The 12,962-nt window shown below is 43.6% G+C and carries 9 protein-coding genes, 1 tRNA gene and 1 pseudogene; 5 read left to right on the top strand and 6 right to left on the bottom strand.

The genetic code is table 11. The annotated features are described in order from the left end of the window. Window positions 1–3: 3 nt before the first annotated feature. From MUK70_RS26055 to MUK70_RS26030, 6 genes and pseudogenes are all read right to left on the bottom strand, one after another. The gene (locus MUK70_RS26055) at window positions 4–2,178 is read right to left on the bottom strand and encodes a T9SS type A sorting domain-containing protein (RefSeq protein ID WP_244784543.1); all 2,175 of its coding nucleotides are present in this window, start codon (window positions 2,176–2,178) and stop codon (window positions 4–6) included. A 434-nt stretch (window positions 2,179–2,612) separates the two neighbouring features. Beyond that, a pseudogene (locus tag MUK70_RS31300) lies at window positions 2,613–2,890 on the bottom strand (transposase); the annotation flags it as partial. A 139-nt stretch (window positions 2,891–3,029) separates the two neighbouring features. Continuing rightward, window positions 3,030–3,103: transfer RNA gene (locus MUK70_RS26045), tRNA-Asn, on the bottom strand. 84 nt (window positions 3,104–3,187) lie between these two features. Further along, window positions 3,188–3,469, bottom strand: coding sequence for a hypothetical protein (locus MUK70_RS26040; protein ID WP_234605358.1), 282 nt, complete (start codon window positions 3,467–3,469; stop codon window positions 3,188–3,190). A 22-nt stretch (window positions 3,470–3,491) separates the two neighbouring features. Further along, complete coding sequence (gene rsmG / locus MUK70_RS26035) at window positions 3,492–4,112, bottom strand: 16S rRNA (guanine(527)-N(7))-methyltransferase RsmG (protein ID WP_234605360.1); 621 nt, start codon at window positions 4,110–4,112, stop codon at window positions 3,492–3,494. Beyond that, window positions 4,103–5,284, bottom strand: a complete 1,182-nt coding sequence (locus MUK70_RS26030; protein WP_234657243.1) for a glycosyltransferase — start codon at window positions 5,282–5,284, stop codon at window positions 4,103–4,105. Before MUK70_RS26030 ends, rsmG begins: the two co-directional genes overlap by 10 nt. Window positions 5,285–5,343: 59 nt before the next feature. Between MUK70_RS26030 and tgt the strand changes: the two genes are divergently transcribed. The 5 genes from tgt to MUK70_RS26005 all read left to right on the top strand — a co-directional run bounded on the left by tgt (window position 5,344) and on the right by MUK70_RS26005 (window position 12,867). Beyond that, complete coding sequence (tgt, locus tag MUK70_RS26025; protein WP_234657245.1) at window positions 5,344–6,477, top strand: tRNA guanosine(34) transglycosylase Tgt; 1,134 nt, start codon at window positions 5,344–5,346, stop codon at window positions 6,475–6,477. A gap of 224 nt (window positions 6,478–6,701) precedes the next feature. Further along, the gene (locus tag MUK70_RS26020) at window positions 6,702–8,156 is read left to right on the top strand and encodes an OmpA family protein (protein ID WP_234605366.1); all 1,455 of its coding nucleotides are present in this window, start codon (window positions 6,702–6,704) and stop codon (window positions 8,154–8,156) included. Between the two features lie 104 nt (window positions 8,157–8,260). Then, window positions 8,261–9,364: a UDP-galactopyranose mutase gene (gene glf, locus MUK70_RS26015; RefSeq protein ID WP_234657247.1), complete on the top strand. Its 1,104-nt coding sequence runs from the start codon at window positions 8,261–8,263 to the stop codon at window positions 9,362–9,364. Window positions 9,365–9,507: 143 nt separating this feature from the next. Further along, window positions 9,508–11,844, top strand: a complete 2,337-nt coding sequence (locus tag MUK70_RS26010; RefSeq protein WP_234657248.1) for a GumC family protein — start codon at window positions 9,508–9,510, stop codon at window positions 11,842–11,844. Between the two features lie 18 nt (window positions 11,845–11,862). Then, a complete protein-coding gene (locus tag MUK70_RS26005) occupies window positions 11,863–12,867 on the top strand; it encodes an N-acetylneuraminate synthase family protein (protein WP_234657250.1) in 1,005 nt (334 codons plus the stop codon). The last annotated feature ends 95 nt before the right edge of the window (window positions 12,868–12,962 follow it).

The following is a 12,962-nucleotide window of genomic DNA, read 5'->3' as shown; positions in this document are numbered from 1 at the left end:
AGTCTATTGTTTAAAAATCTTCACCGTCTGCATTTGCGTATGTGTGCTCACGCGCAGCAAATACATACCTGTTTGCTTTTGGACCATTGTGATCGATTCCTGAAATTTTGCTGAACCTGCATGCATTGTTTTGTCTGAAATCGTGCGACCGGATAAATCCATGAGTGTTAATCTGACTTCTTCACCCGCTGCACCTTGAATAACGACGGCGAAATGGTCCACCACCGGATTTGGAAAAGTGGTAACATTAAAATCAACTTCATTTTCCGAAACCTTCTCCACCTCTTCGTCAGAATTAAGACACCCCGAACATCTCATGGCCTTTGGCGGATCAGAAAGTACGGGTGCTTCTGCGAAAGGGGATGTCATCAAAAGTCCTGAAATGCCCACAGCAAAGAATTGGCCATTACCAAACGTAATTGAATTCAGGACTTTATTTGTCTTATAGTTTGTAACGTTATCCCAAAAGTTGGGACTGATGGAGGTATAAACGTTGCCGGACATGGTCACCGCTACAAACTGTCCGTTTGCATAACAGATGTCATCGAAATGATCATTTGAAGGCGAAAATTGCTGTGATTTCCAGGTGCTGCCATTGAGCGACGTTACTACAGTATTGTAAGTCCCGACTGCTATCCATCTGCCGTTTCCATAGGCTACGCTCCGGAGTTCGTTTTTGGTCCCGGTTGGTCTGAAATTCCAATTTATACCGGTTACGGATGATGCGAGTACGCCTTCACGGCCAACCAGTGTAAATTGTCCGTTGGTGAAACCGACGGCATTGTACGAAATTGTTCCTGCCGAATTCGCTTTTTGCCACGTTTTGCCGTCCACAGACCAAAGTATCAGTCCATCATAACCCACGGCCACGAACCGCCCGTTTCCGTAAGCCACTCCTGTAAGCTTTTTTCCAAAGATTACGTGGCTGTAATTCCATTTAATGCCGTCGGTGGATGTTTGGATGATCGCATCGTCACCCACAGCTACAAACATTGAGTTTCCAAATGTGACGTCATTGAACGTTTTGGCACCACCCACAAGATGACTGGTTTCGGACGGACTGAAATGAATGCCGTCTGTTGAATTGATGATCAGGTTGCTGTAGCCGGCACTGCCAGCCCCGGTTATTAAAGGCTCATTTCCCACCGCTACAAACCGGCCATTGCCAAATGCGGCCCCTTTCATATTCATTCTTGCATAATTGGGAACGGGTGAGCTCCATGTTTTACCATTGTCATAGGAAGCTCGCATTCTTCCATTCACCCCGGTTGCAAGGAAATGATTCTGAAGATAACGTAACCGCAATGTCACGCCGTCACTTCCTGAATGAATCAGTGCATTGCCCCAATAACTTCCATCAGCAGATGTGGCGACCATATATCCGTCGTTGATCGCTACAAATGCCCCTGTAACAGGATTAGCGGCAACCCCCATCCAGTAGAATTTTGCGGAATTGGCTGGTCCCGCCTTAACCTGCCAATTATAGGCATTACTGGTGAAAACAATGGTTCCCTTAGCACCTACTGCGACAAAAGTTGCACCTAAACCGTCTGCGACAGCTACCAACGTATTGGTTGTTCCGGAAGCTCTTTGTGTCCAGATGTCTAGGTTTTCAAACTTGGAAGTTCTGATCTCACCACCATTCCCTACGGCAACAAAGGAAATTGCGCTAAAAGCCACATCGTTGAGATCCGTCGTGGTCCCAGACGGGCGTCCTGTCCAGTTGTTACCATCCGGGGATGAAACGATGGTGCCGTTTATGCCCACGGCAACAAAAACACCATTTCCAAAAGCGATGCCATTTAATGATTGATCCGTTCCCGAATTCTGCTTGTTCCAGACAGAGCCATCCGAGGATGTCAGGATAGTGCCATCTTGTCCAACGATCACAAATTTGCCGTTGGCGAAAACGATCGAGTTTAGGGAGTAATTGTCTATGCCCGATTGCAGCGTTTCCCAAACGACCCGGTTGGTAGAAGTACGGATGAGTCCGTTGGATCCGATCTGGACATACTTTCCATTTCCATAAGCTACGTCGGCAAGTTGCTCAAACGTCTCGGCACTCGGGAAATTCCAGTTATTTTGTGCCGTTGCGGCAAATGTTGAAAATAGTAATGCGATGGCGAGCAAAGCATTGCCGAAAATTGATGAATGTTTTTTTGCAATCGTTTTTTCCATGACTAATAAATGAATATTGATAGATAAAAATGGCTCATTTCCAGGTTGATTAATCGTTTTCCGGAAGACAATGCAAACTTAGGTGGAAGAATAAGCGACGGCAATAAAAAGGAGGGTACAAAACGTAAACGGCGCGTACTACAAGGTTTACAATTGGTATACAGTTGGCAGAAAGTGCAATTGTTCCCCAGCTAAATGCAGATGTGTTCGGCGAAATGATTCTCTTTTTGCGACTTTGGGATGGGAAGAAGCCGTGACGACTGCGGCCTATTTAAGAACGCTGTCGGCACACATCCGTTTGGACTTCCAGTTAAATGCTAAACCACTTTCGGTGCTCCTGGTGCATGACAGCCCGCCGGATCAACGAATATCCGTTTGAAGACCGCGACGAAAAAAGTATGCTTCGGATCATGGAGCAGGCCAGTGCAGATATAATCGCGGCTGAATTCCTTTTTATCTTTCCAGACCATATACTTACAACTTTTCCGGATCTGCGGGGCCGCCCGGCGGTGGACGACACAAATCTGGGTTGCCTATTTAGAAAAAACAGACCGGATTGTTTGGGTGAAGCCGTTGAGATTGTCGGTGGCTGTGATCTGAATATTTTGTAACCCTTGGGCTTTCATATCTGTCAAAACACTCATTCAATAGGCAGCAGACTCATTTTGCCAAGCCACATGCCTAAGATTTCCTTATAACCATCGCGTTTAAGAACGTGAAGCATTAATTCTCCAAAAAACCGGAAATTCTTGTAGCAATATTAACGATTGCAACTTTTATTGCAACAAACAAAAAAAGCACCTAGCAAATTAATGCTAAGTGCTTCCGCAGCGGCGGACCGCATTTTCAGGCTCCCGAAGTTGGGCTCGAACCAACGACCCTCTGATTAACAGTCAGATGCTCTAACCGGCTGAGCTATTCAGGAATTTCAAATCCGATTAACTATCTGAATTCTGGTGCAAATCTAAGAATTTGAATTATACAGCGCAAGGATAACTTAAAAAAAATGTCAGCCCTGCACGTGTTGAAGGATTAACTCCTTGACTCTCTTAGCATCTCCTTTTGTAAAATTATTGATAATAATTTCCGGACGCATTCTGGGAATGACCCTTATCGTGGAAAAGAACATCCCACTTTCAATCTCAACGCCGGAAATATCAGCGTAAAAGACAAAATTGTCGTTGCTTTTAAAAAGCTTTCTTACCTTAAACGTCACGCCCTTTTCGCCGAATGTTACTTCGTCCGGGAAAAATGGATTCATCAGGCCGCTGGCGCTATATCGTTCGTTCATATTATTAGGTTATTAGATTAAGTTATAATGGTACGTAAACGACTTTTTTAGTTTGGAAAAATTCTTCTTCAAAAAAGCCGGAAAGCTCATAAACCCGCGACTTTTGATTCAATTCAGAAAGCTCTTCGGCCAGGTCTCCGCCTTTTAAGTATAAAATTCCGTTCCTGAGCGAGTGAAAAGAGTTTTTACTGATGTTATTTTTAACCCAACCTACAAATGGGGTGATTCTCGTCACCGCCCTGCTGACCACAAACTCATAAGTATCGTCTAGTTTTTCTGCCCTGATTTGCTCAGCTTTAACATTGTTCAACTTCAATGCGTCTGCGATCTCCTGCACCACCCGGATCTTCTTGCCAATGCTATCAACCAGGTGAAACTGAGCTTTTGGAAAAAGAATTGCCAGCGGAATTCCAGGAAACCCCCCTCCCGTGCCTACATCCAGAATGCTGGTTCCCGACTTAAATTCGAGCACTTTGGCGATGCCTAATGAATGCAAAATATGCCTTTCATACAATGTATCAATGTCTTGCCGGGAAATTACATTGACCCTGGCATTCCAAAACTGATACAATTCCTCCATCTGGCCGAACTTATCACGCTGATCGGCAGTCAGATCCGGAAAATATTTATTAATTAATTCCACGACTTACGAGGTTTTCTTTTTGTAAAGGTCAGAAATCCAAAGACGACATAATAGATAAAAAGCGCAAAGTCCATAAACAAAAAGCTGAACCACTCTACTGTTTTGTCTAGCTTCACATTAATGACAGTAAGCAAAAACCACTGGATAAGCCATCTTGCAACGAATACAACACCCAGGCCTTGCAACAGGAAAATGTTCCTTGTTATCAGTCCAACCAACAAAATGGCTATTCCCGAAACCCACACGGCAATGTGCGCACCTGAAAGCAAACCCAGTAATACCTTATTTCGCTTCCTGTAAAATCTGCTGACCGACATGTGCCGTTGTTTTTGCCTGTACCAGGTCTTCCAGGTTGTTTTAGGCAAAGAATATATAAAAGAATCCTCCTCTATAGATATGGCTGTATTGGAACCCGTTGAAACCTCATTGAGGAAAATATCATCGTCCCCGCCAAATATATGCTTATGCTTGTAAAATCCTTTGTTGGCAAAAAAAACAGATCGTTTATATAAGATGTTACGCCCTACACCCATATAGGTAAGGCCTGCGAGCGCGAAAGAAAGATACTGGACAGCTGTATAAAATGTTTCGCAGCGGATAAACCAGTTCAGTAGCCCCGGCTGCTTTATATAAGGCGAAAAACCGAGCACAATGTCTTTTTCTTCGCTTACCCGGGAGGTCATGGCGGTAATCCAGTGATTGGAGGTGGGGCGGCAGTCGGCGTCGGTCATCAGCGCAATGGGAAATCTTGCCTGCTTCATTCCAACGGTTAATGCATATTTCTTGGGGGTTACGTGATCAAACTGGTCATTGATCCGGATGTATCTGATGTGCTTCCACCTGGATATATTTTCTCTTATAAATTCTTCACTTCCATCGTCGGAGCGGTCATCGAGCAGGATCACTTCGAAGTCCGGATATTCCTGGGAATCGAGTAGCGGGAGCAGCTGAGTAAGGTTGTCGTGCTCGTTCCATGCGCACACCAGCACTGTTACGCCAGGCAATTCGTTATCATAGTTGGCACCTTTACCGTAAAATGCGAGTCTTGTGAAGAAGTAGAAATAATAGCATAATTGAACGAACACAAACGCGCCGAGCGCAAAAAGTAAAGAATCGGCCACAATGGAAGGGAGTTGTAATATTTTTTCATATTCATGCAAATATAAGGTCATTGTCAGCAATGTTCGAGACCTTAACCCTATTTTTGCACACCACAATTTAAAACCTTTTAATGAAGTTTACATTACAAGTTGAAGATCCCGCATCGAAAGCCAGGGCGGGATTTATTGAGACAAGTCACGGAACAATTCAGACACCGATATTTATGCCTGTGGGCACTGCCGGTACGGTGAAAGCCGTGCATCAGCGCGAGTTGAAGGAGGATATCAAGGCACAAATCATATTAGGTAATACATATCATTTATATCTGCGTCCGGGACTGGACATTCTGCAGAAAGCGGGCGGACTTCATGGCTTTAATGGTTGGGACAAACCGATACTTACAGATAGCGGCGGTTACCAGGTTTACTCCCTTGCAGGCACCGGCAGAAAGATCACTGAAGAGGGTGTGGTATTTAAGTCACACATTGACGGTGGCGTACACACATTTACCCCAGAATATGTGATGGACATCCAGCGCATCATTGGAGCTGACATTATCATGGCCTTCGACGAGTGCACACCCTACCCTTGTGATTTTACCTATGCCAGAAAATCCATGGAAATGACGCATCGCTGGCTGGGGCGCTGCTGCGCGAGATTCGACAGCACCAGCGACCTCTACGGCCACAGCCAAACTCTTTTCCCAATTGTGCAAGGAAGTGTTTACAAAGATCTTAGGGTGCAATCTGCGGAAACAATCGCTTCATATGGACGCGAGGGAAATGCAATCGGCGGACTATCAGTAGGCGAGCCGGCCGAAATGATGTATGAGCTAACCGAGGTGGTCTGTGATATTCTTCCGAAGGACAAACCAAGATATCTCATGGGTGTGGGGACACCCGCAAATATTCTGGAATGCATTGCTCTGGGTGTGGATATGTTCGATTGTGTGATGCCGACAAGAAACGCGCGCAATGGCATGATTTTTACGACAGAGGGTGTAATCAATATTCGTAATGAGAAGTGGAAGGACGACTTGTCACCGATTGACGTTGGGCTTGGAGGTTATGTGAGTACATTCTATAGTAAGGCTTACCTCCGGCATCTTGTAAAATCGGATGAAATGCTGGGCGCACAGATTGCAAGTGTACATAATCTTACATTTTATCTGTGGTTGGTTAACAGTGCACGGGAGAAGATCATTGCCGGAGAATTTGTTCCATGGAAAAAAGAAATGGAAAAAAAATTAAATCAACGGCTTTGAAAGTTCAAAAAAGGACGTTTCTTTCGGGTAAAATTTGACTGAAAAAGCAGGAAAGTTTTTCAATTGTGTCAACTTCGGTTGATTAAATGATATTGTTAACCTATTTTTGTGCGCACTAGGCATTTGGTTAAAGTACGTTTGGCCATGAATAAATTCATAATTTTTTACTCATAATTGACTATAGATCAATCCTAGTTAATCTTAATAACGCTAACTTGAATAGTATGAAAAAAGTATCCCAGTTGATTTGTTCGTTTGCCCTGGCGGCAATGATGGCGCTGCCTTCATTGGCACAACCACTAGAGCAGCCGAATTCTCCGGATTACAATCCTAAAGCAACTTATGACGGCCCCTACAAATTGAACACATGGTCAATTTCCGCACACATTGGACCGTCTATGTTCTTTGGTGATTTGAGAGAATATGATTTCTGGCCTGTGACGAAAACAACTTCTGACAGCCACAAAGAATCCGGTACTTTTCAAGGAGGCTTGACTTTAAATAAACAACTTTCGTATTTATTCGGTGCAAGACTTGATGCTTCTATCGGTAATTTGAGAGGTATGAAGCGCCGGAATTATAACCGCTATTTTGAAGGCAACTATTTCGACGTCTCTGTTGCAGGAACCGTGAATCTTAAAGGTCTTTTAATGGGACCAAACAAGATGAAGAGATGGAAAGTTGATGCGTATGTTGGTGTTGGTCAGGTATTTTATGATGCAACTGCATATGACCTGACAGGCGGGGTTAAACTTCGTGAAACGGGTAACATGAACGATTGGATCATCCCGACAGGTCTTAATGTGAATTACGAGCTTACAAAACGCTTTGACATTGGTCTTGACTTCCGTTTGAACCACACAAACTCTGACTATATGGATGCAACCTATGGTGGTGATTATGACAGAACCCCAGGCAGCTTCGATATCGCGGAACAAAAAACATCCCGCAAAGGAAATTCTGAGCTTGACAGCTACGGCTACGGATCGGTTCAGGTAACTTACAAATTAGGTAAAAACCCATTGAAAGTTGCGAAAGTGGACGGCAAATGGGATTACAAGCCTGACGAAGGCGGATATTACCACTTGCGTTACACAGATCCTAAAGTGTTGATCAAGCCACCAAAGATTCTTACGCTTGAAGAAATGGACTCAGTTGCTAAGGCAAACCGTCCTAAGGATATCGATCCAAGATTGTTACTTGATACAGATGGTGACGGTGTTTCTGACTTCTTCGATAAAGAGCCAAACTCACCAGCAGGAAGCATTGTTGACGGTGGTGGTCGCGTTCTTGACTTTGACGCTTACGTTAAAAATGCACTTAAAAATGGTGCGGCTTGTGCAGAGATCTTCGCTAACGTAATGTTTGACACAGACAAAAACGTAATTAAGCCCGAGGCGCAGGAAATGCTTAAAAATGTGGCTCGTTTAATGAATTTGAACGGATGCCGTTTGCAACTTGCAGGTCACACAGACCGTCGTGCCACAGATCGTTACAACATTGCTCTTTCACGTCGCCGTGTGGATGCAGTTAAAAACTATCTGATTAACGAAGCGGGTTTAACTGATCCTAGCAAAGTGATTGTTGACTACTTTGGTTCATTCAAGCCAATAGCTGACAGCTCGAAACGTGAAGGTTTGTTGAAAAACCGTCGTGTAGAATTGAAACTTCTTCCATAGAAGATTTGAAATATATTGAAAAGAGAAAGGCTCCCGATGGGAGCCTTTCTCTTTTCACAAAACCATAAAAAGTCAATCTCAACTGTAACAGGGTATAATTCAAAATGAAACAATACGATTATTTGATAGTTGGTGCAGGATTATGGGGTTCGGTTTTTGCACATGAGGCAACAAAAAGAGGAAAGAAATGCTTAGTCATTGATCGCAGGGATCACACGGGGGGAAATATTTTTTGTGAGAATGTCGAAGGAATTAATGTTCATAAGTACGGCGCACACATTTTTCATACGAATGATAAAGACATTTGGGATTATGTGAATTCATTTGTTGAGTTCAACAGATATACCAATTCTCCGGTTGCCAATTTCAATGGCGAATTGTACAATCTTCCGTTCAATATGAACACCTTTTACCAGCTTTGGAAAGTAAAAACGCCAGAAGAAGCGAAGGAAAAGATCAGGCAACAAGTGGAGGAAGCTGGGATCAAAGACCCTCAAAACCTGGAAGAACAGGCCATCTCATTAGTAGGGACAGACATTTATTACAAGCTCATAAAGGCATACACTGAGAAGCAATGGGGCCGGAAAGCAACCGAACTGCCGGCATTCATTATCAAACGACTGCCGGTAAGGTTTACCTTCGACAACAATTATTTCAACGACCGTTACCAGGGAATTCCAATCGGCGGTTATAATAAATTGACAGAAGGACTTCTGAAGGACATTGAAGTGAGGACCGGCGTTGATTTTTTCAAAGATCGTGAGGAGCTGAGTGCGCTTGCCGAAACAGTGGTGTATACGGGTCCTATTGACGAATATTTCGGTTTTCAGTTTGGACAGCTCGAATACAGAAGCTTGCGTTTCGAAAATCAGTTGCTGGATCAGGAAAACTATCAGGGCAATGCAGTTGTAAATTATACCGACGGCGAAACCCCTTTTACCAGGATCATTGAGCACAAGCATTTTGAATTTGGAACACAGCCTAAAACGGTAATCACCCACGAATATCCCCAGGAATGGGAAAAAGGCTCAGAGCCATACTATCCTGTAAATGACGATAAGAACTCTGCCATTTTTAACCAGTACAAAGATTTGGCAGCGCAGGAAGCCAATGTTATATTCGGAGGTCGCCTGGCTGAATATCGTTATTATGACATGCACCAGGTTGTAGGATCTGCACTGAAAAAAGTAAAAGTGCATTTCAATTAACAAAATAATTTTTATTACTAAATCCCTGATTTGCTTACACATAGCAAGTCAGGGATTTTTTATTTCATTTTTTTTCAAAAATTTTTGAGATTTCCTGTGACCTGTTTGAAAGGTCTGCGTCTAAACTAAAAATCACCAGACGCATGCAGGTAAATAGGTTGGATATTGATACAAATAGCAATTCTGATAACCTCAGGAATGCCATGCTTCTGCTGCACAGCGCGCGGAACCACTGGCGATGGATTGCATTTTCTTTGGTGCTTAGCCTTGCAATCGCCTTCATTTATCTCCGCTATATCACTCCGCAGTATTTGATAACCGCGTCCATTCTTGTACGTGATGATGCAAAAGGCTCCGAATTTGGCGACACCGCTTTTCTGGAAAGTATGGGACTGTCGTCAGTGAAAAGTAGCGTTGACAATGAAGTCGAAATTTTGAAAAGCCGCACGCTGATGGAAAGTGTAGTGGAAGATCTGCAATTGAATGTCCGCTATTTCTCAACCGGCCGCTTGAAGACGACCGAATTGTATGACAAATCTCCGTTCAAACTAACATTAATACATCCGACAAATTCCAGAAATGCTAAATCAGCAACCTATTTTCTGACCATTGGAAAGAAGAATCACTTCGAGCTTCATTACACTGCTCAAACTTATAAAGGGACTTTTGGAACCGCAATAACAATTCCGGATGGCCAAGTCACGCTTGAACGGACATCGAACATATTCAATCCTGACGATCAATATGCTATTGAGATTCAGGATCAGGAGCAGCTTGTAGACCAATATAGAAAAGCGCTAACCGTCTCTCCGACCAATAAGCTGGTCAGCACTGTGAATCTTTCCCTTAATGAGATGCTTCCTAAAAAAGGAGAAGCAATTTTGGAAAGGCTTTTGATTAATTATTTCAAAACGAGTATTGAGGAGAAAAATAGGATTGCAGACAGCACGCTGGCTTTTATTAATAAAAATTTACACGAGGTTTCCATTGAACTCGCTGACAGCGAGCGGGCCATCGAAATATTTCAAACCTCACACCACATTACTGATTTTAGCGAAGACATCCGCCAGTTACTGACTCAATCCGGTGACTATCAAAGGGAGGAAAATAAGTACAATGTTCAATCGCAAATTGTAAATGCATTACTTCACTTCCTGCGCACAAACCCAAAACACATTGTCCCAGCGCAACTTTTTGTACAGGACCCCGGCTTTCTTCCCCTTATTGAAAAGTATAACGAGTTGCAGTTGGCAGTAACAAAAGGTCTGATAACGATCAATAAATCCCACCCAGACATCAGATCCCAGCACGCTCAGCTAGACCATCTCCGCAAAGATCTGATTGCAAACATTATCTCTCAACACAATGACTTACAGGTCGGCTTGACGTCCATCGCTAATTATAAAGCTAAAGTCAGTCGGAAGCTGGATCAAATTCCCGCCACTGAACGGAAGCTTCTCGAGGTGAAACGGCAGCAGCAAATCAAACAGGAATTATATATTTTACTCTTAAAAAAGCGCGTTGAGACCTCCATTTCTAAATCCTCCACGCTCGCCAACGCGCGAATTATCGACAAACCCAAATCAGGTGCAAATCCGGTCAAACCGAACAGGCAACTGGTCATTCTAATGTCAGGGTTTATAGGTATAGCTTTTCCGCTAGCCGTTGTCCATTTAAAAAACATTCTCAATACCAGAATTACGGATATATCCGACATTACCACACAGCTTAATCTCAATGTTCTGGCAGAAATAAGTCATGAACATGGTCCGGAGAAAAGCATCCTTTTTAATGCTCAAAGTCAGGTTGCCGAGCAATTCCGTGTTTTGAGAACCAACATTCAGTTTTTAGGCATAGCAAAGCAAAACCAGGTTATCCTCTTGACTTCCAGTATGAGCGGTGAAGGGAAATCATTTATAGCGGTTAACCTGTGCGGTTCATTGGCACTTACCGGCAAAAGCGTGCTGCTACTGGAATTGGATCTCAGGAGGCCCCGAATGGCAAAAGAGCTCGCCTTACAAGAAGAGGGCTTTACAAATTGGCTTTCATCCGACCGGGATTTGCAAGCTTTCACGCAGAAAGCTCTTTCAAATAACACCTTTGACGTGATTACCGCAGGTCACATCCCACCCAATCCATCGGAATTGCTCGCGTTGCCTAAGGTGAACGAAGTAATCCAGACATTAAAAGTAAAATATGACTTCATCATTCTGGACACCCCTCCCATTGGGCTGGTTACAGATGCCCGCTTACTAAGCCACATTGCAAATTTGTCATTATACATTGTCCGCCAAGGGCTTACGTATAAAAATCAGCTGGGTATTATCAGGGAAATCCAGAACCAGAATCAGTTGCGAGGTTTGCACCTGATCCTGAACGACATTCGGGAAACTCCCGGATATAACTATGGCTACGGTTACTACGCATCTAAAAAGCCCTATTTTTTTACTGATTTGAAACGAAACCTTTTTAAATCTTAACACAAATATGACCACACTATGAATGGAGAAATTTACATGATCGCGGAAATTGGACAGGCGCATGAAGGCAGCCTGGGGCTGGCGCACTCCTATATTGATGCGCTCGCCTCGAGTGGCGTGAATGCTATCAAATTCCAGGTCCACATCGCAGAGGCGGAGAGCAGCATTTACGAACCATTTCGAACAACATTCTCCTATGAAGATTCTTCCAGAATGGATTATTGGAAAAGAATGGAATTTTCCAACGAAGAATGGATTGGCTTGAAAGCAAATTGCGAAATGAAAAAGCTTGACTTTATAGCCAGTCCATTCTCGATCAGCGCTGTCGGATTAATCGAGAGAATTGGTGTTAGCACAATTAAAATCGGGTCAGGGGAAATGAACAATCTTCTACTCCTGTCTGCTGCCGCAAAAGTTGCTGACAGGATCATTCTGTCTTCGGGTATGAGCTCGCTTTGTGAACTCGACGACGCAATGGCTGTGCTAAAAAACAAATGCAAAACTTCCCTCCTGCAATGCACTTCGTCGTATCCCACAGGTCCGCATCAATGGGGATTGAATGTGATTTCTGTATTAAAAAACCGTTACTCAATCCCGATAGGCTTCTCGGATCATTCGGGAGACATTTTTGCCAGCCTCGCGGCCGCAGCCAGCGGCGCTCAAATTCTTGAATTTCATGTGACATTTGATCAGAGAATGTTTGGGCCGGATTCAACTTCATCGATCAACATTGATCAGGTAAAACAGTTGGTTAAGGGAGTAAGGCAAATAGAAACTGCTTTGAAATTTCCTGTCGATAAGTCCAATTGTTCTGAATATGGAACATTGAAAACGCTTTTCGGCAAATCTCTGGCAGTTAATAACAATCTGGAAAAAGGGCACATTTTAGCGCTGCCCGACCTGGAAGCGAAGAAGCCTGCGGGATATGGCATCCCTCCCACACATTTTGAAACGATTGTAGGCAGGCAATTGAAGCACGATCTTACAAAATGGTCATTCCTCAATTTCAGTGATCTGCTATGAAAAGGAAAATTTGTGTAGTCATCACTGCCAGAGCCAGTTACAGTAGAATTAAAACGTTGCTTGTCGCTATCAAAGCGCACCCCACTCTGCACTTA

The organism is Dyadobacter chenwenxiniae (assembly GCF_022869785.1).
Lineage (GTDB): Bacteria > Bacteroidota > Bacteroidia > Cytophagales > Spirosomataceae > Dyadobacter > Dyadobacter chenwenxiniae.
Note: the sequence above shows the minus strand (reverse complement) of the source record. Positions and strands in the feature narration are given on the sequence as shown.

Coding starts and splice junctions, on each gene's coding strand:
- MUK70_RS26055 (WP_244784543.1), bottom strand. CDS start 2,178: ATGGAAAAAACGATTGCAAAAAAACATTCATCAATTTTCGGCAATGCT.
- MUK70_RS26040 (WP_234605358.1), bottom strand. CDS start 3,469: ATGAACGAACGATATAGCGCCAGCGGCCTGATGAATCCATTTTTCCCG.
- MUK70_RS26010 (WP_234657248.1), top strand. CDS start 9,508: ATGCAGGTAAATAGGTTGGATATTGATACAAATAGCAATTCTGATAAC.
- MUK70_RS26020 (WP_234605366.1), top strand. CDS start 6,702: ATGAAAAAAGTATCCCAGTTGATTTGTTCGTTTGCCCTGGCGGCAATG.
- tgt (WP_234657245.1), top strand. CDS start 5,344: ATGAAGTTTACATTACAAGTTGAAGATCCCGCATCGAAAGCCAGGGCG.
- glf (WP_234657247.1), top strand. CDS start 8,261: ATGAAACAATACGATTATTTGATAGTTGGTGCAGGATTATGGGGTTCG.
- MUK70_RS26005 (WP_234657250.1), top strand. CDS start 11,863: ATGAATGGAGAAATTTACATGATCGCGGAAATTGGACAGGCGCATGAA.
- MUK70_RS26030 (WP_234657243.1), bottom strand. CDS start 5,284: ATGACCTTATATTTGCATGAATATGAAAAAATATTACAACTCCCTTCC.